General features: G+C 58.9%; 24 protein-coding genes. 10 read left to right on the forward strand and 14 right to left on the reverse strand.

The features are described from left to right. Positions 1 to 6 precede the first annotated feature (6 nt). From aspS to KBA32_RS00635, 7 genes are all read right to left on the reverse strand, one after another. Positions 7 to 1,809 (reverse strand): aspartate--tRNA ligase, encoded by a 1,803-nt coding sequence (aspS, locus tag KBA32_RS00605; RefSeq protein ID WP_294353688.1) that lies wholly within the window; start codon positions 1,807 to 1,809, stop codon positions 7 to 9. A gap of 42 nt (positions 1,810 to 1,851) precedes the next feature. Further along, the gene (locus tag KBA32_RS00610; protein ID WP_294353825.1) at positions 1,852 to 2,454 is read right to left on the reverse strand and encodes a DUF502 domain-containing protein; all 603 of its coding nucleotides are present in this window, start codon (positions 2,452 to 2,454) and stop codon (positions 1,852 to 1,854) included. After that, positions 2,454 to 2,720, reverse strand: coding sequence for an FmdB family zinc ribbon protein (locus tag KBA32_RS00615; protein WP_294353691.1), 267 nt, complete (start codon positions 2,718 to 2,720; stop codon positions 2,454 to 2,456). The genes KBA32_RS00610 and KBA32_RS00615 overlap by 1 nt, the downstream gene beginning before the upstream one ends. Positions 2,721 to 2,828: 108 nt before the next feature. Next, positions 2,829 to 3,674: an A24 family peptidase gene (locus tag KBA32_RS00620; protein ID WP_294353694.1), complete on the reverse strand. Its 846-nt coding sequence runs from the start codon at positions 3,672 to 3,674 to the stop codon at positions 2,829 to 2,831. A gap of 17 nt (positions 3,675 to 3,691) precedes the next feature. After that, positions 3,692 to 4,924: a type II secretion system F family protein gene (locus tag KBA32_RS00625; protein WP_294353697.1), complete on the reverse strand. Its 1,233-nt coding sequence runs from the start codon at positions 4,922 to 4,924 to the stop codon at positions 3,692 to 3,694. Between the two features lie 22 nt (positions 4,925 to 4,946). Beyond that, positions 4,947 to 6,662, reverse strand: coding sequence for a type IV-A pilus assembly ATPase PilB (gene pilB / locus KBA32_RS00630; RefSeq protein ID WP_294353702.1), 1,716 nt, complete (start codon positions 6,660 to 6,662; stop codon positions 4,947 to 4,949). 168 nt (positions 6,663 to 6,830) lie between these two features. Then, complete coding sequence (locus KBA32_RS00635; protein WP_294353704.1) at positions 6,831 to 7,673, reverse strand: inner membrane protein YpjD; 843 nt, start codon at positions 7,671 to 7,673, stop codon at positions 6,831 to 6,833. 30 nt (positions 7,674 to 7,703) lie between these two features. On the opposite strand from KBA32_RS00635, the gene ffh reads away from it, so the two are divergent. Continuing rightward, positions 7,704 to 9,059 (forward strand): signal recognition particle protein, encoded by a 1,356-nt coding sequence (gene ffh, locus KBA32_RS00640; RefSeq protein WP_294353707.1) that lies wholly within the window; start codon positions 7,704 to 7,706, stop codon positions 9,057 to 9,059. Positions 9,060 to 9,073: 14 nt separating this feature from the next. On the opposite strand, the gene KBA32_RS00645 is transcribed toward ffh, so the two are convergent. Together KBA32_RS00645 and KBA32_RS00650 are read right to left on the reverse strand one after the other, a co-directional pair. Then, positions 9,074 to 9,643, reverse strand: coding sequence for a lytic transglycosylase domain-containing protein (locus KBA32_RS00645; protein ID WP_294353710.1), 570 nt, complete (start codon positions 9,641 to 9,643; stop codon positions 9,074 to 9,076). Positions 9,644 to 9,663: 20 nt separating this feature from the next. Beyond that, positions 9,664 to 11,385: a proline--tRNA ligase gene (locus KBA32_RS00650; protein ID WP_294353713.1), complete on the reverse strand. Its 1,722-nt coding sequence runs from the start codon at positions 11,383 to 11,385 to the stop codon at positions 9,664 to 9,666. A gap of 173 nt (positions 11,386 to 11,558) precedes the next feature. Between KBA32_RS00650 and KBA32_RS00655 the strand changes: the two genes are divergently transcribed. From KBA32_RS00655 to rpsI, 5 genes are all read left to right on the forward strand, one after another. After that, entirely contained in the window at positions 11,559 to 12,098 is a 540-nt protein-coding gene (locus tag KBA32_RS00655; RefSeq protein ID WP_294353716.1) for an RNA pyrophosphohydrolase, read from the forward strand. Positions 12,099 to 12,159: 61 nt separating this feature from the next. Further along, positions 12,160 to 12,654: a CNP1-like family protein gene (locus KBA32_RS00660; protein ID WP_294353718.1), complete on the forward strand. Its 495-nt coding sequence runs from the start codon at positions 12,160 to 12,162 to the stop codon at positions 12,652 to 12,654. Between the two features lie 103 nt (positions 12,655 to 12,757). After that, positions 12,758 to 13,381, forward strand: coding sequence for a 2-polyprenyl-3-methyl-6-methoxy-1,4-benzoquinone monooxygenase (gene coq7 / locus KBA32_RS00665; RefSeq protein WP_294353720.1), 624 nt, complete (start codon positions 12,758 to 12,760; stop codon positions 13,379 to 13,381). A gap of 251 nt (positions 13,382 to 13,632) precedes the next feature. Further along, positions 13,633 to 14,061, forward strand: a complete 429-nt coding sequence (gene rplM, locus KBA32_RS00670; protein WP_294353722.1) for a 50S ribosomal protein L13 — start codon at positions 13,633 to 13,635, stop codon at positions 14,059 to 14,061. Positions 14,062 to 14,070: 9 nt separating this feature from the next. Further along, positions 14,071 to 14,463 (forward strand): 30S ribosomal protein S9, encoded by a 393-nt coding sequence (rpsI, locus tag KBA32_RS00675; protein ID WP_294353724.1) that lies wholly within the window; start codon positions 14,071 to 14,073, stop codon positions 14,461 to 14,463. A gap of 124 nt (positions 14,464 to 14,587) precedes the next feature. On the opposite strand, the gene KBA32_RS00680 is transcribed toward rpsI, so the two are convergent. Together KBA32_RS00680 and KBA32_RS00685 are read right to left on the reverse strand one after the other, a co-directional pair. Then, entirely contained in the window at positions 14,588 to 15,247 is a 660-nt protein-coding gene (locus KBA32_RS00680) for a Crp/Fnr family transcriptional regulator (RefSeq protein WP_294353727.1), read from the reverse strand. A gap of 108 nt (positions 15,248 to 15,355) precedes the next feature. After that, the gene (locus KBA32_RS00685; RefSeq protein WP_294353834.1) at positions 15,356 to 15,916 is read right to left on the reverse strand and encodes a cob(I)yrinic acid a,c-diamide adenosyltransferase; all 561 of its coding nucleotides are present in this window, start codon (positions 15,914 to 15,916) and stop codon (positions 15,356 to 15,358) included. A 219-nt stretch (positions 15,917 to 16,135) separates the two neighbouring features. Between KBA32_RS00685 and KBA32_RS00690 the strand changes: the two genes are divergently transcribed. Together KBA32_RS00690 and KBA32_RS00695 are read left to right on the forward strand one after the other, a co-directional pair. Then, positions 16,136 to 16,906, forward strand: a complete 771-nt coding sequence (locus tag KBA32_RS00690) for an HDOD domain-containing protein (protein ID WP_294353730.1) — start codon at positions 16,136 to 16,138, stop codon at positions 16,904 to 16,906. A 67-nt stretch (positions 16,907 to 16,973) separates the two neighbouring features. Then, on the forward strand, positions 16,974 to 17,735 hold the full coding sequence (locus KBA32_RS00695; protein WP_294353733.1) for a protein phosphatase 2C domain-containing protein: 762 nt from the start codon (positions 16,974 to 16,976) through the stop codon (positions 17,733 to 17,735). A gap of 33 nt (positions 17,736 to 17,768) precedes the next feature. On the opposite strand, the gene KBA32_RS00700 is transcribed toward KBA32_RS00695, so the two are convergent. The 3 genes from KBA32_RS00700 to KBA32_RS00710 all read right to left on the reverse strand — a co-directional run bounded on the left by KBA32_RS00700 (position 17,769) and on the right by KBA32_RS00710 (position 21,954). Continuing rightward, a complete protein-coding gene (locus KBA32_RS00700) occupies positions 17,769 to 19,229 on the reverse strand; it encodes a DEAD/DEAH box helicase (RefSeq protein ID WP_294353736.1) in 1,461 nt (486 codons plus the stop codon). Next, on the reverse strand, positions 19,219 to 21,426 hold the full coding sequence (locus tag KBA32_RS00705; RefSeq protein ID WP_294353739.1) for a DUF1631 family protein: 2,208 nt from the start codon (positions 21,424 to 21,426) through the stop codon (positions 19,219 to 19,221). The genes KBA32_RS00700 and KBA32_RS00705 overlap by 11 nt, the downstream gene beginning before the upstream one ends. Positions 21,427 to 21,561: 135 nt before the next feature. Further along, the gene (locus tag KBA32_RS00710) at positions 21,562 to 21,954 is read right to left on the reverse strand and encodes a hypothetical protein (protein ID WP_294353742.1); all 393 of its coding nucleotides are present in this window, start codon (positions 21,952 to 21,954) and stop codon (positions 21,562 to 21,564) included. A gap of 195 nt (positions 21,955 to 22,149) precedes the next feature. Between KBA32_RS00710 and KBA32_RS00715 the strand changes: the two genes are divergently transcribed. Together KBA32_RS00715 and ugpQ are read left to right on the forward strand one after the other, a co-directional pair. Further along, positions 22,150 to 23,442: an extracellular solute-binding protein gene (locus KBA32_RS00715; protein WP_294353744.1), complete on the forward strand. Its 1,293-nt coding sequence runs from the start codon at positions 22,150 to 22,152 to the stop codon at positions 23,440 to 23,442. After that, positions 23,439 to 24,182: a glycerophosphodiester phosphodiesterase gene (ugpQ, locus tag KBA32_RS00720; RefSeq protein ID WP_294353746.1), complete on the forward strand. Its 744-nt coding sequence runs from the start codon at positions 23,439 to 23,441 to the stop codon at positions 24,180 to 24,182. The genes KBA32_RS00715 and ugpQ overlap by 4 nt, the downstream gene beginning before the upstream one ends. The last annotated feature ends 62 nt before the right edge of the window (positions 24,183 to 24,244 follow it).

Genomic DNA, 24,244 nt, shown 5'->3' on the forward strand with positions numbered 1-24,244 from the left:
CAGGACTTAGGCCGGTGTCGCTACGCTTTGGACGTCCGCCTTTTGGCGCAGCCGGATGTGCAACTCACGCAATTGCTTTTCGTCGACCTCGCTGGGCGCGTCGGTGAGCAGGCATTGTGCTCGCTGCGTCTTCGGGAAAGCGATAACGTCGCGGATCGACTCGGCGCCGGTCATCATTGTCACGATTCGGTCGAGACCAAAGGCCAGACCTCCGTGCGGTGGCGCGCCGTACTTGAGCGCATCAAGCAGGAAACCGAACTTGAGCTGCGCCTCTTCATCGCCGATTCCGAGCGCCTTGAACACGAGCTCCTGAACGTCGGCGCGGTGGATACGTACCGATCCGCCGCCAAGTTCCCATCCGTTGAGCGCCAAATCGTACGCTTTCGCGAGGCACTTGCCGGGGTTGCTGGCCAGTAGTTCGAGGTGCTCGTCTTTCGGGCTGGTGAATGGGTGGTGACAGGCGACCCAACGCTTGCTTTCCTCGTCGTAGTCGAACATCGGGAAGTCGACGACCCAGAGCGGCTCCCAGGTGTTGCCATTAACAAAACCCTTCTCGTGGCCGATCTTGACGCGCAAGGCACCAAGGGCATCGTTGACCACCTTTGCCTTGTCGGCGCAGAAGAAGATGAGGTCGCCCGATTGCGCGCCGGTTCGTTCCACAATCGCGGTTAGCGCTGCTTCGTGCAGATTCTTGACAATTGGCGACTGCAGGCCGCTTTCGTTGAGCAGGGACGCGTCATTGACCTTGATGTAGGCGAGCCCCTTGGCTCCATAGATTGCTACAAACGTTCCGTATGCGTCGATTTCGCCTCGCGTCAGGCTGGCGCCACCCGGAATGCGAAGCGCTGCGACGCGGCCATTCTCGCTGTTGGCCACGTTGGCGAATACCTTGAACGATACATCCTTGACTGCGTCGGTAATCTCGGTCAACTCCAGCGTGACGCGCAGATCAGGCTTGTCCGAGCCGAAGCGATGCATGGCTTCATCATAGGTGAGGCGAGGGAAAGGACAGGGCAGGTCTGCGCCGATGGCCTCCTTGAACACGTAGCGAAGAAGATCCTCCATGATCGATGTGATCTCGGTTTCGTTCAGGAAGGAGGTCTCGATATCGACTTGAGTGAATTCCGGTTGACGGTCGGCGCGCAGATCCTCGTCGCGGAAGCACTTCGTGATCTGGTAATAGCGGTCGAACCCCGCGACCATCAGCAACTGCTTGAACAGCTGCGGCGACTGCGGGAGCGCGAAGAATTGGCCGGCATTGACGCGCGATGGCACCAGATAGTCGCGGGCGCCCTCCGGGGTGCTCTTGGTGAGCATGGGGGTTTCGATGTCGATGAAGCCTGCGTCATCGAGGAAACGGCGGAACGCGCGCGCAGTCTTGTAGCGCAGCATCATGTTCTTTTGCATCTGCGGGCGGCGCAGATCAATGACGCGATGCGTCAGGCGAACGTTCTCCGACAAATTTTCCTCGTCCAGTTGGAATGGCGGTGTGACCGACGGATTCAGTACCTCGATTTCATGGCACAGGATTTCTACTTCGCCGCTCGGCATGTTGGGATTGACCGTGCCCGCAGGGCGCGCTCGTATTTTGCCGGTGACGCGCAGGCAAAACTCGTTGCGAACCGATTCGGCGATCGAGAACATCTCAGGACGATCTGGGTCGCACACGATCTGTGCAATGCCTTCGCGATCACGCAGGTCGATGAAGATCACGCCACCATGGTCGCGGCGGCGGTGGGCCCAGCCACACAACGTGACCTCCTGGCCGATGAGTTGGGAGTTGATTAGTCCGCAATAATGAGTTCGCATGCTGTTTCCGGGTTACGAGTTTGGTTTTTGGTTAGGGCCCATCTAGTACTTGGTTTTGCTCGGCGGCGCGACAACGCCCATCGAAATGATGTACTTGAGTGCTTCGTCGACGGCCATATCGAGCTCAATGACTTCGTTCTTCGGCATCATCAGGAAGAATCCGGACGTTGGGTTCGGTGTGGTCGGAACATAGACGCTGACGTAGTCTCCCTTGAGATGATTTTGCACATCGCCACCCGGTATGCCCGTGAGCAGGGCAATGGTCCACGATCCCCGGCGAGGGTACTGGACAAGCAGTGCCTTGCGAAAGGCATTGCCTGATGAGGAAAAAAGGGTGTCGGAGACCTGTTTTACGCTGTTGTAGATCGAGCTGACAACGGGAATGCGAGCCAGCAGGCGCTCCCACCATTGAACGAGCCTCTGGCCGATGAAGTTGGCGGCCAGTATCCCCGTAATCAGGATGATGAGCAGGGATACGGCGATTCCGGCGCCCGGGATGTCGTAGCCAAGGATACTGCTGGGGCGCGCCGACTCGGGAAGAAACCGCAAGGATTGGTCCGCCGCACCGGCAATCAACGTCAGCACCCACGCGGTAATCGCCAGCGGCACCCAGATCAGTAGTCCGGTGATGAAGTAGCGCTTGATCAGCTGCTTGCGCACGCTTCCACTCCGGCACAACCTTGGCACGGCGAGGTGCTTTCGGATTTGGGTGGGGGCACGCTGGTTTTCCCCCCTTTGAAGTCGGTCGCGTACCAACCATTGCCCTTAAGCTGGAAGCCGGCCGCCGTTACCTGTTTCAGGTAACTCTCCTGGTTGCATTCCGGGCAGGTGTTCAGCACAGGGTCGCTGAGTTTTTGCAGATGGTCCTTTTCAAAACCGCAGGCATTGCATCGATAGACGTAAATCGGCATGGGCTTACCTTCACAGAAGCACGAAGTCAGAAATTATACTCGAACGGGTATGGTCGGATCTGCCAACCCGGATTCTGAAATTGAGGCAAAGGCTCTGTTTTCAAGTAATTACATCAAGCGAAGATAAGCTTGGGTCAGATCATTGCCCCAGAAGAGGGCAAGTAGCCCCGCGGCTGCAAGGTAGGGGCCGAATGGAATAGGGATGTTCCGCCCTCGCTTGGTTACGACGATCAGGACGATGCCCACGATTGCGCCGACCAGCGACGAGAGCAGGATGATCAAAGGCAGGATTTGCCAGCCGAGCCAGGCACCAAGGGCCGCCAGCAGTTTGAAATCACCGTAGCCCATCCCCTCTTTGCCGGTCGCCAGCTTGAATCCCCAGTAAACGATCCAGAGTGACAGATATCCAGCGATCGCGCCGATGACCGCGGAGTGAAGATCGGTGTAGATAGCCGATAAGTTGAAGAGAAGCCCCGCCCATACCAGCGGTAACGTGATCGAGTCTGGCAGCAGCTGTGTGTCGATATCGATGAAGGTCAGTGCCACAAGCGCACTTATCAACAAGGTGGCTCCCGCTGCAGCCCAGCCATAGCCGAATTCTACGGCCGCGAAGGCGAACAGCGCCCCGGTAAGTGCTTCGATGATCGGATATCGTGGTGAGATCGGCGCATGGCAGGCCGAGCAGCGCCCACGCAGTGCAATCCAGCTAAAGATCGGGATGTTTTCAAGCGCGGTAATCTGATGTCCGCATGCCGGACAGCGCGACCTTGGTTTTGAGAGCGAGAGCGGTTCTTGTGAAGGATTGTCTTCCTCGCGCAATTCTGCGCACTGGAGGAGCCAGTCATGCTCCATCATCTTTGGCAGTCGATGGATCACGACGTTGAGAAAACTGCCAATCAGAAGACCAAGAATTCCCAGTGAAAGTACGGCTAACACCTGCGACTGCTCCAGCATGGCCCACGCCGCACCCATTAAACAACAGCGCCCAGCTTGAAAATCGGCAAATACATTGCTATGACCATGCCACCGATCAGCGTTCCCAGTACGACCATGATTATCGGCTCCATAAGGCTGGAGAGCGCTTCGACCGCATCATCAACTTCTGCTTCGAAGAAATCGGCCACTTTTGCCAGCATGGAGTCCAGCGCACCAGACTCTTCGCCAATAGCAACCATTTGGATGACCATGTTCGGGAAAAGTTGAGTGTTCTGCATCGACGAAGTCAGGCTTGTTCCGGTACTTACTTCCCCTTGAATTTGCTTGGTGCCAAATTTGTAAACAACGTTTCCGGCGGCCCCCCCTACCGAATCGAGGGATTCCACCAAGGGAACCCCCGCCGCGAACATGGTTGCCAAAGTCCGGGTCCATCGTGCCATTACCGATTTTCGGACGATGATTCCAAACAGCGGTAGGCGTAGTAACAAACGGTCCATTGCAAACTGGACTGTTTCTGAGCGCTTCCAAGAATAGAAGAAGGCGTAAAGGCTGAGCCCGATCGATCCGAAGATCGCCCACCAATAAGCGACGAAATAGTCCGAAATTGCGATTACGAGCAGTGTCGGTGCCGGCAGGTCTGCTCCAAAGCTCGTAAATACTTGCTTGAACGCGGGAATGACGAAGATCATGATTACTGCGGTAATTACGAACGCCACCACGATGACTGCCACGGGATAGAACAGTGCCGACTTGATCTTCGACCTGATGGCAAGCATTTTCTCCTTGTATGTCGCCAAGCGATCCAGCAGCGTTTCCAGAATCCCGGCTTGCTCTCCTGCTGCAACCAGGTTGCAATAGAGCTGATCAAAGTGGAGCGGATACTTTCTGAAAGCCTGTGATAGCGAGCTGCCTGTTTCGACGTCCGATTTGATATCAAGAAGCAGCTTGCCAACCGCAGGATTGTCGTGGCCGCGTCCAACGATATCGAAGGTCTGGAGCAGCGGTACGCCAGACTTCATCATCGTCGCCAATTGTCTTGTGAATAGCGCCACATCCTTTTCTGATACTTTTCCGCCACTCCTAAAGCGTTGCTTTGAGACCTTTTCTACCAGTATGCCCTGGCGCCTTAAGGTCGCATTTACTACAGCTTCGCTCGGTGCTCGCAGCTCTCCGCGTACGATTTTTCCGGACTTGTTTTTTCCGGTCCACAGAAATGTGAACTCCTTGGCCTCCTGAGAGCGCTTTGCTGGTTTCACTGCTGTTGCCATGCTGAGCCCTTTGTCATCTCGTCTATACGTTAGTGCTGCCTAGAACTTCATCAAGTGAAGTCAGTCCCCGCTTGACTTTCAGAAGGCCTGAGCGGCGCAGATCATCAACGCCCTCTCTTCTTGCCTGTTCTGCGATGTCGAGTGCAGTACCATTTGCCATGATCAGGCGCTGAATCGCTTCGGTGACAGGCATTACCTGGTACAAGCCCACCCGTCCCTTGTAGCCGGTCCCCTTGCAGCGATCGCAGCCGGCCGGTCCGTAAAGATGCCAACTCCCGTCGATATCCGACTCTGTAAAGCCGGCATCCAGCAAGGTTTCAATCGGTGTATCGAGCGTCTTCTTGCAAGTACATAGCCGACGCACAAGTCGCTGCGCGGTAATGAGGAGGACGCTCGACGCAATGTTGAACGTGGGAATGCCCATGTTCATCAAGCGGGTCAGTGTCGATGGTGCATCGTTCGTGTGCAGCGTTGACAAGACCATGTGGCCGGTTTGCGCCGCCTTGATTGCGATTTCTGCGGTTTCGAGATCCCGGATTTCGCCGACCATGATGATGTCAGGGTCTTGGCGCAAGAACGCCTTCAATGCAACAGGAAATGTAAGGCCCTGCCTGTCGTCGACGTTGACCTGGTTGATGCCGGGCAAGGGGATTTCCGCTGGATCTTCCGCGGTGGAGATATTTATTCCCGGTTTGTTCAGAATATTGAGGCAGGTGTAAAGCGAGACGGTTTTTCCGGAACCCGTCGGGCCCGTTACCAGCACCATGCCGTAGGGGCGCTGAATCGCGTCGAGCAGTATCGCCTTCTGATCCGGCTCGTAACCAAGTGCATCAATTCCCAAGGTTGCGCTGCTCGGGTCCAGGATACGCAGCACAATCTTTTCGCCGTACATTGTCGGCAAGGTGCTCACACGAAAATCTATGGCCCGACTCTTCGACAACACGAGGCGCATGCGTCCATCCTGTGGGACACGTTTTTCGGCAATATTCAGTCGGGAAATGACCTTGATGCGGGAGGCGATCTTTTCCTTGATGACGAGCGGTGGCGACGCCACTTCTCGCAGCACGCCATCGGTGCGGAATCGGATGCGGTAGTTCTTTTCGTACGGCTCGAAGTGGATGTCGGATGCGCCATCGTTGATGGCGTCCAGAAGCATCTTCTGGATGAATTTGACGACCGGCGCGTCGTCAACGTCAAGCGCCGCGGGGTCGTCTGCTTTTTCGGCTGATTCTTCGTCGGTGAACTCGAGGTTGATGTCTTCGTTGGCCAGGCTCTTGAGGGTTTCTTCCGCTGACTCGGAAAGTTTTGTGACCAGCGGTGATAACTGCCCTTCATCGACGATAACCGGGTCTACCGCCATGCCGGTCTGGAACCGGATCTCGTCGAGAGCCCTCAGGTTGGTCGGGTCTGCGATTGCTACCGAGAGCCGGTTGCCTCGTTTGTGCAGAGGGATGACACGATGCGTGGCGATCAGCTTTCGGTCAATTGCGGTCTTCAGGATGTGGGCATCGTCAAATGCCGTAAGATCAAGAAGCGGATAGCCGAAAGTGTCAGAGGCAAAACGTGCGATTTCTCCCGAACTTGCCTTCTTGGCGCCAACCAGTTGCTCGATGAACGATGTTCTTGTGGAGGCGGATTGCGTCAGCAACGCCTCAGCTTCGGCTTCTTTGATTCGGCCGGCTTGAACAAGTGCGCGGGCAAGGCCGCTGAGCGTTGATTGTTGCGGATTGGCTGCCATATTTTGTAAAGGACGGACGCCTGTTGGCGCCAATGACTCAGGGCTGCAAAACGTGCCCACCGACCATGCCAGATCGATGATGCATGGAGTCGGGGGCTTTGTAAATAGCGGCTGCCAGCATGGGCCGTCACTGGCGTTTGTTCACCTCGACCGAGAAAAGTAGTGTCGCTAGATGCGCCCGAGAATGAATTCAGAGACGAATCGGCTGCCGACATAGGCCAGCATGAGGACGAGAAAACCCGCTAGCGTCCATCGCAGTGCGATTCGCCCGCGCCAGCCATAAGCGCTGCGACCGATCAGCAATGCGGCAAAGATGCCCCAGGAAAAAAACGCAAAAAGAGTTTTGTGATCGAGTACTACCGGTTTGTTGAAGATTTCTTCCGAAAACATCACGCCGCTTGCGAGAGCGACAGTCAGGAGAGAGAACGCGACGCTAATCATCCTGAATAGCAGTGATTCCATGGCCAGTAGCGGCGGCAGGTTGGCAAACTTCAAGCCAATGTCGGCGCGTTGATGAAGGCTCCTCTCGACAATACCCATGAAGACCGCATGCATGGCGGATAGCGTAAACACACCATAGGCGAGCATCGCGGTAAGGAAGTGGAGCTTGAAGCCCCACGCGGCGGCGTGGCCGATAAGGTGAACTTGCGGGAACAGCGTCGGAAGTGCCGCGCACACTGCGGCCAGAGGGAGTACCAGTGGTTGCAAGCCGTCCATGCGCGAACGAAAGCTCTCCAGCCAGTAGATGATTACGGCAAGCCAGAGCATCAATGAGAGGGCAAAACTGAAGGAAAAGCGCATTCCCTCCGCGCTGAAAAGGCCGTCGTACAGCCCGATTCCTTGCAGAATTACAGCGACAAGGATGCCGGTACGCTCCCAGCTTTGCATCGTGAGAATATGCGCCGGCTGCCCCTTGTGGTGCCAGCGCGTATGCCAGAAATGCAGACCAAGTCCCGCGTAGAGCAGCGATGAGGCGATGTGGGGGAGAAGGTGCAGTAAAATGTCCGACATTTTTTGAGTTTACACCAAGCCGGAAATCAAATGCTCGATAACCTGACCCAGCGACTAGCTCGCGTCATGAAGACGCTACGAGGCGAAGCTCGCCTCACCGAAGACAACATTGCAGAAGCCTTGCGCGAAGTTCGCCTGGCATTGCTCGAGGCCGACGTCGCGCTTCCTGCGGTCAAGGCATTGATCTCGGCGGTCAAGGAAAAAGCGATCGGCGAAGAGGTTATTGGCTCATTGAGTCCTGGTCAGGCGCTGATCGGAGTCGTCCATCAGGAACTGACGCGGTTGATGGGCGAAGCGCATACGGGGCTCAACCTTGCGACGCAGCCGCCGGCGATTGTCTTGATGGCTGGTTTGCAGGGAGCGGGCAAGACGACGACGGTCGGGAAACTGGCGAAGCTTCTGCGCGACACGCAAAAGAAGAAGGTTCTGGTGGTCTCGTGTGACGTGTATCGTCCGGCGGCAATTGAGCAGTTGAAGACGGTTGCGGGCCAGGCCGGTGTGGATTTCTTCCCGTCGGCACCGACTGACCGGCCGGTCGATATCGCGAAAGCGGCGGTCGATTGGGCGAAGAAGCACTTCCACGATGTATTGCTCGTCGATACGGCAGGACGCTTGTCCATCGACGAGGCGATGATGAAGGAGATTGCCGAGCTTCATTCGGCCATTTCCCCCATCGAAACATTGTTTGTCGTTGACGCCATGCTCGGGCAGGACGCGATCAATACGGCGAAGGCGTTCAGCGAGGCGCTGCCGCTGACCGGCATCGTTCTGACCAAACTGGATGGTGACGCGCGAGGCGGTGCCGCACTTTCGGTGCGCCATGTGACAGGGAAGCCGATCAAGTTCGCCGGCATTGGAGAGAAGCTGGCGGGCCTCGAAGCCTTTCATCCGGAACGAATGGCTTCCCGTATTCTCGGGATGGGTGATGTTCTATCGCTGATCGAGGAAGCGAAGAAAGGGATCGACGAGCAACAGGCGGTCGAGTTTGCGAAGAAGCTGAAGAGCGGAAAAGGCTTCGATCTGAACGATTTCAAGGAGCAGATCGGGCAAATGCGCAAGATGGGCGGCCTGTCGGCGATGATGGACAAGTTGCCCGCACAGTTCGCTCAAGCAGCCAGCCATTTGCCAGCCGGCGGCGAGGACAAGGCAGTGCGGCGTATCGAGGGCATCATTAACTCCATGACGCCGCTTGAGCGGTCCAGGCCGGAGTTGCTGAAGGCGTCACGTAAGCGCCGGATCGCGGTGGGTGCTGGCGTGCACGTTCAGGAGGTGAACCGGCTGCTGAAACAGTTTGAGCAATCGCAGAAGATGATGAAACAGTTCTCGAAAGGCGGGATGGCGAAACTGATGCGCGGCATGAAGGGGATGTTGCCGGGCATGCGGTAGCCTGTCGTGTGGTGTCAGCGCGACGCTACACGGTTCGCTGTATAGGTCCAGTGCCGGTCCCAGGCTCCGCGAACGAGGTTTGGATACTGCGGTTGCCCCAGGCTGCCGTTGTAGCGGCCCAGTGCTCGGTAAAGATCGCCTTTCTCAATGTCCAGGTAGTGGCGCAAGATTGTGCAGCCGTAGCGCAGATTGGTGCGCAGGTGAAAGAGATTGTCGTCGCCGCGCCCAATCACCTTGATCCAGAACGGCATCACCTGCATGAACCCGCGTGCTCCGGCGCTTGAAACAGCGTACTTCTTGAAGCCGCTTTCCACCTGAATCAAGCCGAGAACAAGCTGAGGGTCGAGGCCGGCGCGCGTCGCCTCATAGTGCACGGCGCGCAGAAACTCCAGGCGACCTTCTCTATCCGGGATTCGCTTCTCAAGTCGAAGGGACATTTCGGACAGCCAGTCAATGGCTTCCATCGAGTCGAGAAACGAACTCCTCGGCGGCGCTTGGTCGGAAATGGTGCGGGAAAGCGCCGCCCGGACGCTGTCCGACAGCGGCTCATACTTCTGCGCTCCCGCGGATGCGGTGAGCGGCAAGAGCAGAGCCGCAATCAAGACTAGTCGGAACACAGCCTCGCCTTCACGAACTCGCAGACGTCAACGGTTGCGACCATCTGCGTCTCGGCGTCGCGACGTCCCTTGTACTCCAGCTTGCCTTCTGCGAGTCCCCGTTCGCCAACCACGATCCGATGCGGGATGCCAACGAGTTCCATGTCGGCGAACATGACCCCCGGGCGTTCATTGCGATCGTCGAGCAACACGTCAATGCCGCCTGCTCTCAACTGCGCGTAAAGGCTGTCGGCCTCCTGCTTGACCGAGTCGCTCTTGTGGTAACCCATGGGGACGATACAAGCCTCGAACGGGGCAATCGCTTTCGGAAAAATGATTCCTCGATCATCGTGATTCTGCTCGATCGCAGCGCCGACGATGCGTGAGACGCCGATGCCGTAGCAACCCATCTCCATGACCTGGCTCTGACTGTTCTCGTCGAGGAAGCAGCATTTCAGCGCTTCAGCGTACTTTGTTCGCAACTGGAAGATGTGGCCGACTTCGATGCCGCGGCAGAGTTCAAGCGAGCCTTTCCCGTCGGGCGAAGGGTCGCCGGCGACGACATTGCGGAAGTCACCGATGGTTTCGACCTCCGGCAGATCGCACCCGAAGTTCACGCCGGTCAAATGGAAGCCGGCTTCGTTTGCACCGCACACGAAATCGCTCATCGCGTTGACTGACCGATCGGCAAAAACGGTGGCCGATACATTTACCGGGCCAATGTATCCGGGCTTGCAGCCGAGCTTTTCGACGATCTCGTCATCACGAGCGAAGCGAAAATCGCCAACAATCTTCTGCGTCTTGATTTCGTTCAGGTCGTGATCGCCGCGCAGCAATATAAGCGCAAAGCGTGCGGGGTTGTCTTCCGGGAGGTCGCGAATGATCGCGATGGCCTTGACCATCTGAGTGATCGGGATGTTGAGAAAGCTTGCGACGTCCTCGCACTTCGTCTTGCCCGGCGTGGACACCTTTTGCATGGTGGCGATCGCGGCACCTCGCTTGGTAGCCGGGGCAACCGCTTCGGCCAGTTCGACGTTGGCGGCATAGTCCGAGTCGGGGCAATAGGCGAGGGCGTCCTCACCAGAGTCGGCCAGTACATGAAACTCGTGCGAGCCGGTTCCGCCGATCGAACCTGTGTCGGCAGAGACGGCACGAAATCTCAGCCCGAGGCGGTCGAATATCCGGCCGTATGTCTCATACATGTTGCGGTACTCGCGCTGCAGGTCTTCAAAGCTGGTGTGGAACGAGTAGCCGTCTTTCATGAGGAACTCCCGGCCGCGCATTACGCCGAAGCGGGGACGGATTTCGTCACGGAATTTCATTTGTACCTGATAGAAATGCAGCGGCAACTGGCGGTAACTTTTCACTTCCTTGCGGACCACGTCGGTGATTACTTCTTCGTGAGTTGGTCCGATAACGAAGTCGCGCTGATGCCGGTCCTTCAGGCGGAGCAGCTCCGGGCCGTACTTCTCCCAGCGCCCGGATTCCTGCCAAAGCTCGGCGGGCTGCACGGCGGGCATCGAAAGTTCGATTGCGCCGGCTCGATCCATTTCCTGGCGGATGACGTTTTCCACCTTGCGCAGTACCCGCAACCCCATCGGCATCCAGGTGTAGATGCCGCCAGCCAGTCGCTTGACAAGGCCGGCGCGAAGCATGAGCTTGTGACTGACGATTTCCGCATCGGAAGGTGCTTCTTTGAGCGTGGACAAGAAAAATTGCGAAGTGCGCATAGCGTTTCTGTTTTCGTGGTGAGAAAACCAAATTCTACAAGACTGAACTTGCGGTGGCGACGGCAACCGGGCTTTTGCGCGTTCTTCATTCCAGTGCCGGTGCCGAGGCTCGGCTTTCCAAGCGTTTGGAAATATGGAAGAATGTGCCCAACTCTTAATTTGTTAGGTTCAACATGCTTGATCGTGAAGGCTATCGCCCTAACGTCGGCATCATCTTGTGTAACGCAAAGAACGAGGTCTTTTGGGGTAAGCGAATTCGCGAGCATTCATGGCAGTTCCCGCAGGGTGGCATCAAGCGGGGGGAGTCGCCCGAGCAGGCGATGTACCGTGAGTTGTACGAAGAGGTCGGGCTGATCCCGGAGCAAGTCAGCATCCTTGGTAGAACCAAGGATTGGTTGCGTTACGATGTGCCGATTCATTGGGTAAAACGCGAGTGGCGCGGCAGCTACAAGGGGCAAAAGCAGATCTGGTTTCTGTTGCGAATGCTTGGTCGTGATACCGACGTCTGTCTGCGTGCGTGCGATCATCCGGAATTTGATGCGTGGCGCTGGAATCAGTATTGGGTTTCGCTTGACTCCGTCATCGAGTTCAAGCGGCTGGTTTACGAAAAGGCGCTTAATGAGCTCGCCCGTTATCTGGATGCCGATCATCGACGTGCGCGGCGTGTGTCGAGTGCCGCTCACAAGGAGCAGCCGCTCGTCGGGGAGTCGTGAATTGGACGGTGTTTGCGTGCGTGGATGTCGTTTGGCTCGGATGTGTGTCGGAGTTTTTTCCGTGTTCGGTCTTTTGTTCTCCCAGTCTTCTTCGGCGGCTGCTGAGTTTGACAATGAGTACGACGAGAAGCCGTGGGCCGAAGTAGAAGTTCATCTCCCGTCCTTTCCCGAAGCGGGAAACCTGATCCCGTTCCGAGTCGGGGCGATCTCAGATACGAAGTTCTTTGTTGATGCGCAGTCTTTATCCTACGGAACCGATGGTGTGTTGCGTTTCACGCTAGAGGTTGTGAGTCCGTCGGGTGCCAAGAATGTCAGCTACGAAGGGATGCGGTGCGCGACGGGCGAGCGGCGGTTCTATGCGTTTGGGCGCGCGGACGGGACTTGGTCGAAAGCGCGCGGCAATCAGTGGATAAAGATTTCCGGAACGAGCAACAACCATCATGTTGAGTTGTTCTCGAACTACTTCTGCCCTCCGGGTTCTCCCGCGGTGAGTTCTGTGGACGAGGCTCAAGGTGTTTTGCGGCATGGCGGGCAGATGTCGGTGCCAAACCGCTAGCATGACGAATCGCGTTTGCTTATCTGGCGCTGTCGTACGCGCGTTCGCATGGGCGGCTTGTCCTTGAGATCTGCCATGATCTACTACCCGATGAGTCCTGATCGTGTCGCTTGACTCGGTAATTGTTGCGATTGATAAAGCCTTGCGATCATTGTTCGGTTCTCGGGCAAGTTCGGGGCGCGCACCCGGAGCAGAATTGCCGGAGCCGAGTTTGTCGCCTGGGGACAGGCGGCACGCTGGCGCGCTGATGCGCATCAATCATGTCGGCGAAGTTTGTGCGCAGGCGCTTTATCAAGGCCAGGCCGTTGTTTGCCGCGACCCATTGATTCGAGCTTCGCTTGACCGTGCGGCAGGTGAGGAAGTGGAGCATCTCGAGTGGACCGCGCGGCGAATCCGGGAGCTGGATTCTCGGGTAAGTTGCCTGAATCCGTTCTGGTACTCGGGGGCGTTCGTCATTGGGGTTCTTGCCGGAAAATGTGGTGACCACTGGAGTCTCGGGTTCCTGGCTGAAACCGAGCGGCAAGTCGGTGCGCATCTTGATGGGCATCTGCGCTCATTGCCTGTCATGGATGCAAAGTCGCGAGCGATTGTGCGCCAAATGCGAGACGATGAAATCGCTCATGCCGAAATGGCCGTGGCTCTCGGGGGGCGGGCGCTTCCGCCGCCTGCTTGTGCCTTGATGCGCGTGGCTGCAAAAGTCATGACGCATGCTGCTTACCACATCTGATGATTCGCGCGTCTGCCGGTTGACCGTGTTTTTGACTGAGGTCATAATCCGGCGGCTTTTGGGGCGGTTTGAAAAGCGTGGCCGCCATTGTTTTCCGCGAAAGCTCTCGTGACGTATCTTCCGTAATGGCTAGGATTGCGCCGCGCGTACCCGCTTCTCTCAGCGGGTGCTATATGGTGATTGACATTCCTTGAATTGTTGCTGTAGGATGCTCGGCTTTCCGTTATCGGCATATAAGGACGGCGTTTCAAATGAAGACTTTTTCCGCCAAATCGCATGAAGTGAAGCGCGAGTGGCTCGTGGTTGATGCCACTGACAAGGTGCTCGGGCGCCTCGCCGCAGAAATCGCTCGCCGCCTGCGTGGTAAGCACAAGCCAGAGTTTACTCCGCACGTTGATACCGGCGACTACATCGTTGTGACCAACGTTGAAAAGATTCGCGTGACGGGCAATAAATCGGAAGACAAGATGTACTACCGCCACACCGGCTTCCCGGGCGGGATCTACGAGACCAATTTCAAGAAGATGCAACAGCGTTTCCCGGGGCGTGTGCTCGAAAAGGCCGTTAAGGGGATGTTGCCGAAAGGTCCGCTTGGCTACGCAATGCTCAAGAAAATGAAGTGCTACGCAGGGGCCGCTCATCCACATGCTGCCCAGCAGCCCAAAGTTCTGGAAATCTAAGGGGTCGAAATGGCTGGTAATTTTTACTACGGTACGGGCCGTCGCAAAAGCGCAGTTGCTCGCGTTTTCATGAAGCGTGGATCTGGCGCTATTGTTGTCAACGGCAAGCCGGTCGACGAGTTCTTTTCTCGGGTGACCGGGCGCATGATCGTTCGTCAGCCGCTGGAGCTTGTTGATCAGGTTTCTGGTTTTGACATTCAGGTTAACGTGTCGGGCGGTGGCGAGTCGGGTCAGGCAGGCGCTGTGCGTCACGGGATTACGCGCGCTTTGATCGAATACGATGCCGCGCTGAAGCCTGCGCTGTCGAAAGCTGGCTTTGTTACGCGCGATGCGCGTGAAGTTGAGCGGAAAAAAGTCGGTCTGCACAAAGCGCGTCGGCGCAAGCAGTTCTCCAAGCGTTAAGCGCGTTTACACTCTCCAGTCAAAGGCCGCCAATTGGCGGCCTTTGTGCATCTGCTTCTAGCGTTTGTCGTTCTGCGGTGCAGTGCCCTCTGGGTACTGCACCGCAGTCATTCATTGAATCAGTTCACTCTTCCTCGGTGCTGCTGGGTTCGAAGTCGCAGCCTGCCGGGCACACGTGTCTTGAGAGCGCGGGGACGTTGGGGATGAAGTAGCCGCGTCCTTGCGGGACGATCAGTCCCGCTTCTTGCAGTTCGCGGAACGCGCGGGACAAATGCGAGTTGGTGATGCCGAGGCGGGATGCCAGCTTGTTGCGCGGGAAAGGTAGGTCAAGGCGGTAAGAGCCGTCGGGTGTTCTTGGCGCCTTGTTGAAGTGACAGAGAAGGTAGCAGACCAGTCGTGCCGCCGCTTTTTTTGTGCGGAGCGTCAACATGTCGTTACTCAGGTAATTCACGCGCTGCGCAATGTGCGACAAGAGCATGCGCGCGAACTGGGGGTGCTGTTCCTGCCATGCTTCGATTTGCTCGTTCGGCAAATGGAGGATGGCGGCTTCCGTCAGTGTCCTTGCTGAATATGGCAATGGTCGCGCTATCAGTAGTGTTTCCTCGGCCAATGTGTTTCCGGCTTGCACGAAATCAATGACTTTGTCTTGCCCCCGGCGGTCGACCGTGAACAGTTCGACGACGCCATGAACGACAAGGAATAGCCCCGGATCAAGTTGCCCCTCCGTGACGAAGATTTCGTTCGCCGGCAAAGCTAACTGTGCACCGGCATTGTGTTCGAGCATTTCGCAGACAGCGCCCGAGGGTACGTCGCGCAAAATGTGCGATATCTTTACGAGTGCGAGTTCGGTGTCGCTGAATGGCATCGAGCGAAGGGCTGTCGAAAGCTGCGGTTATCCGATGGCGCGTGCCTTCTTGTGGGCCCAGGGAACATCGCCGTGCCCTTCGCGCTTGTTCAGCGCTCGCCCAAGCACGAACAGTAGGTCGGAAAGCCGGTTCAAGTACTTGCGCGTCCAATCGCTAACGCTTTCGCTGTTGCCGAGACGGACGATGCGGCGTTCGGCCCGCCGGCAGATGGTGCGACAGAGGTGCGACAGTGCAGCCGCGCGCGTACCACCGGGAAGAATGAACTCCTTGAGCGGGGCAAGTTCGCTGTTGAAGTTTGCAATCAATACCTCCAGGCGGCCGACATGTGTTTCGCCGATGACGCTTGATCCTGGAATGCAGATCTCGCCGCCGAGGTCGAAGAGGTCGTGCTGTGCCGCCATCAACGCGTCGCGGATTTCGTCGGGAAGATGTTCTGCAAGCAGGACTCCCAAGCTAGAATTCAGCTCGTCGATTTCGCCAATCGCGTCGATGCGCAGGCCGTCTTTAGCCACTCGCGATCCGTCTCCCAGGCCAGTGGTTCCGGCATCTCCGGTGCGGGTGACGATTTTTGAAAGACGATTGCCCATGGCTGGCTTCCTGATGGATACGGGTGGCGGACGATTATATCGGAAGGGCTCGTTGTTCAAGAATTCGCGTCCTTTCATGTCGATACGGGCAGGGGATGGGGAGAATGAAAATTCATGGTATTTGACAAGTCGCTTCTCGTCGATCTCACGGGCGAAGAGGAAAATCGCGTCAAACGATTGCTTGAGCGCGGTGTGACCATACCGGCGCAGCCGCGCGTCTTGCTTGAATTGCAGGATCAACTGGCACGTGGTGTCTCCGATGTGCGCCTTCTTGCACGAACTATCGAGCAGGATCCGGGAATCGGTGCGATGTTGTTCAAGGTGGTCCAGGGGGCTGCCTTCAGAAGGCTGCAGCCGTTGGCGTCGCTAGAGCACGTCCTGCAGGCAATCGGTCTCCAGCAGACCGGCAACCTCGTACGGGCCATCGCGTTGTCCGCTGCCGTGCCGGCCAAGCACAACCAAAAGGCCTTCGAAGCGTACTGGGCGCGTTCGCGGGCCGTTTCCGAGTTGGCCATGTTGATTGCCGACGAGCGCGTGACCGTGTGCAACATCTTCCCCGATCAAGCGTGCCTCGCAGGTGTTTTCCACGATTGTGGCGTCCCGGTGCTCATGCAGCGGTTTTCGTCGTATTGCCGCGATATGCGCCTTGAACTCGCTGGGGGCTGGATCGACTTGCAAGAGGAGGATGCGCGCTTCAATGCCGATCACTGTGTCATTGGCTACCTCGTTGCGCGTCATTGGAAGCTGCCGGACTTCATCTGCGACGCCATCCGTTTTCATCACGACATGACGCTCATTCACCACCACACGGCGCGCACGATGGTGGCGATATTACAGCTCGCGTTCCACCTGTATCACCACGAACAACATTTGCCGTCGCCGGAGTGGTCTTCAGTGCAGGATGAGGTGCTCGACGAGCTCGGATTGGGTGCGGATACCTTGCCTGAGTTGGCAGACGTGGTTCTCGAGCGTTATCACGGTGCAGCATGATCGAGCGCGGTGAGCGGTACGTGCGTGATACGCTTCCCGCCACAGGGAATGTCGCACCGGGGAGATGATGCCAATAACGATAGATGCCTGCGTCGCCCAGCATCAGGGTGATCGCAAGGAACAACAGGACAGGGTGTCGCTTGTCCCCCATCCCAAGGGCGGTGGGGTGGCGCTTGCCGTCGTCGCCGATGGCATGGGGGGGCACACGGGGGGGGTTCTTGCTGCGCAGCAGGTCATCCATACCGCGTCCAGCAACCTGGGCCAATTTTCGGCGCGTTCCGAGTCTGCGCGTTCAATGCTCGAGGCGAGCCTCAACGAGGCGCATCTCTTGATCAAGGCGTCGCGCTTCATCAATGAGAAGGATCCTCACAGCACGGCCGTCATGCTCCTTCTCCAGCCTGGAAAAGTCAGCTGGGCGCATTGCGGTGATAGCCGCCTTTATCGATACCGCGGTGACCGGCTGATGTTCCGGACCACCGACCATTCCTACGTCGAGCAGTTGGTCGCCAAGAGAAAGATCACGCCGGAGCAGGCGTTGGTGCATCCGAACCGGAATATCCTGGTGACTTCGCTGGGCGGCGACGAGGCGCCGCGGATCGACTTTGGCGAGGCGGACGATCTGCGGGCGGGTGATTCATTCCTGCTGTGTTCCGATGGCCTGTGGGCGTATCTGGGCGAGGCAGAGCTGGGCGGAGTGCTGGCCGCGCATACGGCGCGCGCCGCCTCGGAGCTGCTGATTGAACGGGCGCGGACGCGCGCGCAGGGCGAAGGTGACAACGTGTCGCTGGCCGTCCTGAAGCTGGTCGAGGCGCCATCGAAGAAAGCTTGAGCGACGCCAGTGCCGGTCTGGGCCAGGCTTGCCTTATTTCCGTCCCAGACCGCCGAGCAGGGCGGCGACGACGCGCCGTGGCTTGTGCGGATGCTCCATGCGCGCCGCGGCCTGGGCCTTTTCGATATCGGTCGGTGCGGCTGCGGGATGGGGATCGGCGCTTTCGTAGGGCTTGCTGAAGTCGAAACCGTCGGCCGCGATGTGGCTTGGCCGTCGCGGGCTGCGGCGGTCGTTCGCATAGGCGTCGGGCTGATCGCGGCGCGACTTCGCTGCCGGAGCCACGGAAGCGGCCGGTGCGGGCGGCCGGCGATGGTGGCCCTTCTTTCCCGTCGGTGGGTATTCGTAGTCGTATTCGGGGTCGAAGCCGGGAACGATTACCTGTTCGATCGGTTTCTTGATCAGCTTCTCGATGTCGACGAGATACTGGACCTCATGCGCCGAGACGAGCGAAATCGCGGTGCCCTGCTTGCCGGCGCGACCCGTCCGGCCGATGCGGTGGATGTAGTCTTCCGGCGTATGCGGCAGCTCGAAGTTGATGACGTGCGGCAGTTCATCGATGTCGAGGCCGCGTGCAGCGACATCGGTGGCGACAAGCACCAGCGTGCTGCCGTCCTTGAATGCTTCCAGCGCCTTCAAACGATCAAGCTGGCTCTTGTCGCCGTGAATCGAGTCGGCGGCGATGCCGGCGCGCTGGAGCTCGCGCGCGAGTTTGTTGGTCTCGATCTTGGTGCGCGTGAAGACGAGTACCTGATTGAATTCCGAAGATCTGAGCAGCTTTACCAGAAGCGCGCGCTTGGCGTCGGCGGCCACCGGGTGTACGCGGTGCGTGATGGTCTCGGAGACGGTATTGCGTCGCGCGACTTCGATCAGCACCGGCGACTGGAGCATCCGGTCGGCGAGTTTCTTGATTTCGTCCGAGAAGGTCGCAGAAAAGAGCAGGCTCTGGCGTTGCTTGGGCAACAGGCTGATGATGCGGGTGACATCCGGGATGAAGCCCATGTCCAGCATGCGATCGGCTTCGTCGAGAACGAGCGCTTGCACGCTGCCGAAGTTGAGGCACTTCTGTTCGACCAGGTCGAGCAGGCGTCCCGGTGTTGCCACGAGCACTTCGATACCGGCGCGGATTTCTTCGATCTGTGGCTTGATGTCGACGCCGCCGTAAGCGCACAGGCTTCGTATCGGGACGTACTTGCTGTAGGTCTTGACCGACTCGTGTACCTGGATGGCGAGTTCGCGCGTCGGCGCGAGCATCAGGATCCGCACCGGATGGCGCGCTGGCGACGGACTTGGGCTGGCAAACGGAAGGATGCGCTGGAGAAGCGGCAACGTGAAGGCCGCCGTTTTACCCGTTCCGGTCTGCGCACCGCCCATCAGATCCTTGCCCGAGAGAACGATCGGGATGGCCTGCGCTTGAATCGGCGTCGGGTTGGTGTAACCCTCTTCAGTAATGGCTCTCAGGATTTCCGGCGCCAGGCCGAGTTCATCAAAACGCATCGGCAACGCCCATAAATAAATTAGGAATCAATAGCATAGGGCCGCGATTATACACACTTTGCCAATGCGCGGACGGGTCAGGGTGCGCGCCGGGCATCTGTCCGAGCGCGCGTTCGGCGGCCTGGTCAAAAAGTGACACGGCAGAAAGGATGCGCGCGTTGCCGCCAGTCAGTTGCTGCTCGAGGAATGCTCGTTCGAGGGCCACGGCGTAGCCCCAGTCGGAGTTGAACAACAGAACACTGCCCGAATCGGGCGCTGCGCCGCAGTGCAAGCCGCAGTGTTCTTCATCGTCCGGCAGTCGGAAGGCGATCCAGTCGCCTTGCCGGGCGGTCGAATTGTCTGCGCGCCATGCCGGCACGGCAGGCGTGGATGAGCCGAAATACTGTACGAGCTTTCCGTTACTTTCGAGAATCTCGGTCTTGCGCGAGCTGCCGGGTGTGCCGGGTTCGTTCGAGTTGATCTCGACCGTGGTGGGGTTGATCTGGCGGGAAGGCGATGACATCGCCGTGCCGGGCCGGTTGCGCAGCGCTGCGGTTTGCAGATCGAAGCAGGCGTTCAGGAAGGGCGTTCGCGCTTCCGTCGATACGTCAAGTTGGTCGAGTTCTGAATTCAGGCGCTTGAGCAGCGCGGGTACCAGGGCGACGAGGCGCTTGCGTTCTTCGGGCGCCTGCTTGGGCTGGATGCTCCAGAGTAGTTCCGCAAATGTTGTGTTCGACGCCTTCCAGCGCTCACCGCCAACACCACCGTTTTCGGCAGCGCTTTGCATGATGCGCACTCCATGTTCCGCAAGGAAGTCACGAATCGCAGGCGCCGAACATCGCGCAAGTTGCTCGTTCAGCCACTTTTTTGCCAGAACGCCTGCGTTCAGCCGCCGTTCGTGATGGTTGACGAGATGCATGTACGGTTGTGAGTTGAGCTGGTGCGATTGGTCGCGCTCGGCGATCAGTCTTTCCAGCTCTTCGAGCTGCGGCTTCAGCCCGGATTCGTTGCTTTCCATCGCGGCGCGCGCCGAGTCGGCGAGTTGGCTCAACCGTTCGCTCAGCGGGTGGTCGCGCCCAGCGTCCGGGGGCAAACCGCACGCAGCGCGTGCCATGCGGTTGATCAGCTGCCGCGCCGGATGCTGTGTGTTGGCAAAGAAGGTGTCGTCCAGGATGGCCGTCCTGAGCGAGGGAATCTGCAGTCGGCCGAGGATCGACTTGACGACGTCGGGGAGATCCGGTGTGGCAAAGAGGGCGTCAAAGATCAGCGAGAGTGTGTCGAACGCGACGGCAGCGGATTTGCCGAGCGGCAGGTCGAGATCTCTTGCGCGGATGGCGCGCAGCGGTTGCTGCGTGTCGGGCGCGTCGAGTGGGAGCGTGCCCTGGGGGGTGGTGATCTGTCGCTGCTCAAGCGTATTGAGCCGTTCCCTCAGGTGATTCAGCATGGTCAGCGTCGAGGCACTCAGGGCTGCGTTGCCCACAACCGGGCCGTCATCTGACGCCCCCGCTGAAACGCCGACCTCGCCGGATTGCTCGAACAACTTGCTTTGCAAGGCGGAGAGCGCGTTGGCCGGCAATGTGCCGGACCGCGCAGCGGCCTCTGGCGTGACTGTACTGCCGCTACTGCGCTGAATGGGGCGCGTCGGCGGTAACGCGACGCCGCGCTGTTCGAGAAGGGCGTTGAGCTCTCGATATAGGTCGGGTAAGCCAGCCTGTAGTTGCGCCTCGAGTCGATCGAGGATGTCGAGGTTTTGCTCGAGGCCGGCCTTGGTCGTCTGGCAGATCGCCCACAGGCCGCGGCTGACCGGCTCGAGTCCGGCCGGGTTGTCCTCGGCCGTCATCTTCGGTCGGTCGAGCAAGGTCATGTAGCGGAGTTGCACACGCCAGCGATCGATGCGTTCGTTCCCCTTCAGTCGGGTGATGATGTCGCCAATGCGGATTTCCACTTCGAGATCGTCGTTGCCGACGAGACTGATGCGCGATGCCGTCAGGCCATCTGTCTGCCCGAAGCCGTCCGCTCTGGACGATGCGGCAAGCTCGTCGTGTGCCGTCGCGATCTCGCGCACAAAGGCATCGATAACCGCGGGCGCGCTAACACCGGCTTGGCGGACAATTTCGGCGAGGCCGCGCTGGAAGCGTTCCCTGCAGTCGCGCAGAATGAAGAACGCGTCTTCGCAGGGGGCGGCTGGCGCGCCGGCTACTCCGGTCGGGTCTGGCATGGCTGCGATCCGGGCCTTGCTATCTGAGGCAGTCGTTGCGCGTGACCAATCGGCATTCTTCTTGATTCATGACGCATCCTTCTTGTTTGCCGGCGCCCGTCGCACGGGCTGGCGCTTCTTCCGCTGGGCACGCGCTCAGTGTTGTGCGGTCGTTGCCTTGGTATCCGGCGTGGCTTTGCTCTCGTTCGCCGCAACATCTTCTTTTGTCGCCGCGGCTTTCTTCTTTGCTGTCGTTGGCGGCGCGACCGGTGGCAGCTGCGGTTCGACCGTTTCCAGCTTGTTGTCGCGCATGTACGCATCCATGTCGCGCCAGCCCTCGTAGATGGAAGCCTTGGGCAGCCAGGAGTAGATCGAGTAGCAGTCTTCGATGGCGCGGCCGGACTGGCGGCAGGCACCGCCGACCGCCCTGCCCTCAGCATCGGACTGAGCGGCTTTCTCCGCGGGGTCGACGATTCCCATGCGTTGCTTGACGACGTCGCAGCCCGATAAACCGATCAACAATAGCGTTGCGATCAGGGCTGTTCGCATGGTGCTGCCGGTCTCTGGCACGTCTTTTTCCGGAAGAAGGTTGGAATAGCGGGCATTTTAACCACAATTGCTGGTGCGTCCATCGCTGGCTCGTACTTTGTTAAATCGGCGATTCGATCGCGGGATCATCCTTCGTCCAAACCGTGTCTGCGCCACTATAATTGTCGGCTCTGTCGTTTTTGCCGAGGAAACCAAATGCTTTGCTCCCGAATTCTCATGGCCGCTGGCGGTCTCGTTCTCGCTGCGCCCGTTCTTGCCGTTCCCGCGGCGACGCCGGTTCAACTCGAGTTGTCGCATCGTCTCGATGAAGTCCGCGCCGAGCGCCTGCTGCCGTTGATTGCCAGTTTCAACAAGGAAAACAAGGATGTTCAGGTCACGCTCGTCCGCCGTGGCGAGGGTGACGCGCCGAAGCAGTTGAACTTCGTGACGCGCGAGGAGTATTCGCGCTTCGTGGCCAACAAGACCAAGTTCAAGCCGCTGCACGAGGTGATGCGCGAGGCCAAGGAGAAGTTTGACGCCAGCAAGCTTTCGCCCGAACTGCGCGACGGTCTGACTGACGCCAAGGGGCAGCTTTTCGCCCTGCCGGTCGCGTTTTCGACGCCCGTGCTCTATGTGAACAAGGCGTTGTTCCGCAAGGCTGGCCTTGACCCCGAGAATCCGCCGAAAACCTGGTTCGAGGCTCAGGAAGCCGCCGGTAAACTCGCGGACGCGGGAAACAGTTGCCCGTTCACCACGTCATGGCCGGTGCAGGTGTTCATCGACAACGTCAGCGCCTGGGATGGCGCCGAAGTCAACGACGCCAAGGGCAAACTGGCTTTCAATGGCCTCGCCCAGGTCAAGCACATCGCGATGATGGCCACCTGGTACAAGAGCAAGTACTTCTCCTATTTCGGCCCCAAGGACGAGGCCGACGACCGGTTCGCCAAGGGCGAGTGCGGTATGTTGACCAGTTCTTCGTCGCTGTTCGCCTCTTTCAACGAGAACAAGTCGCTGGACGTGGGCGTTTCGCCGTTGCCATATCACGATGATGTTTACGGCGCGCCGAAAAACACGCTGGCCGACGGCGCTTCGCTGTGGCTTGCCTCCGGGATGAAGCCTGCCGAGATCAAGGGGGTCGCGAAGTTCGTGAACTACGTTCTCGGGCCGGAGGTTCAGATTGGCCTGACGTTGGCGGGGGGTTATCTGCCGATGACACCGGTGGCGCGCGCTGCCGCCAGCACCAAGCTGCTCGGCGCCGACCTCGGTGGATTGAAGATCGCCTATGCGCAACTGCAGGGCAAGGGCGTGCCGCCAAAGGTGCGCGTCGCGCAGATCGAACAGGTTCGCCAGATCGTCGAAGAAGAACTGGAGACCGTCTGGGCCGACAAGAAGCCGGCCAAGGAAGCGCTCGACAGTGCGGTGGAGCGGGGCAACGCCGCGATGCTGAAGATTGCCGCGCTGGACACGGCAACGGCTGCACCCAAGTCCAGGGGTAAGGGCAAGAAGTGATCCGTCCTGCGCCGGCCTGGGAAGTCCCGCGCGTGATTGCGCATCGCTGCTGCGGTGCGCTGGCGCCGGAGAATACCTTGGCCGGACTGCCGATCGCCGCGGCGCTCGGCTATCGCGCGGTCGAGTTCGACGTCATGCTCTCGGCCGACGGCACGCCGTGGGTGATCCACGATGAAACCCTGGAGCGCACGACGAACGGGCGCGGCAACGTTTGCGGAACCCCGGACACGATCTTGCGCACGCTCGACGCCGGTGCTCATCAGCACCGTGCGTTTGCCGGCGAACCGCTGCCGACATTCGAGGCCGTCGCGCGCGCGTGCCGGACGCTCGGGCTCCTCGCCAACGTCGAGATCAAGCCGGCGCAAGGTTTCGAGAAAATCACCGGCGAAACCGTGGCACGGCGGATTCTCGAGTTGTGGGGCGACGCGCCGTTGCCCTTGGTGTCCTCCTTCTCCGAAGAAGCGCTTGTCGCCGCCCGGCACGTCGCGCCGCAGCTGCCGCTCGGTTATCTCTGCGTTCGTCCGCCGGAAGACTGGATGCGCCGAATGGACGCGGTCGCCGCGTACAGCCTGCACTGCGCCGCGCGCAAGCTGGACGATTCGGTGCTCGCCACGGCGCGGGCGGCCGGCATTCCGGTTCTTTGCTTTACCGTCAACGACCGTCAGGATGCCGAGGCGCTACTCGCTCGCGGTGTCACCGCTGTCTTCAGCGACCGTATCGATTCCTTGCGCGGCCTGTAGGGCGGCGCTTCTCTTCGCTCTTCCGATCAGGCCCTGAGGCCTTGCCGGCAATGCCTTGCGAA

Origin of the sequence: Propionivibrio sp., assembly GCF_017995515.1 — a bacterium.
In the GTDB taxonomy this organism is placed as follows: domain Bacteria; phylum Pseudomonadota; class Gammaproteobacteria; order Burkholderiales; family Rhodocyclaceae; genus Propionivibrio.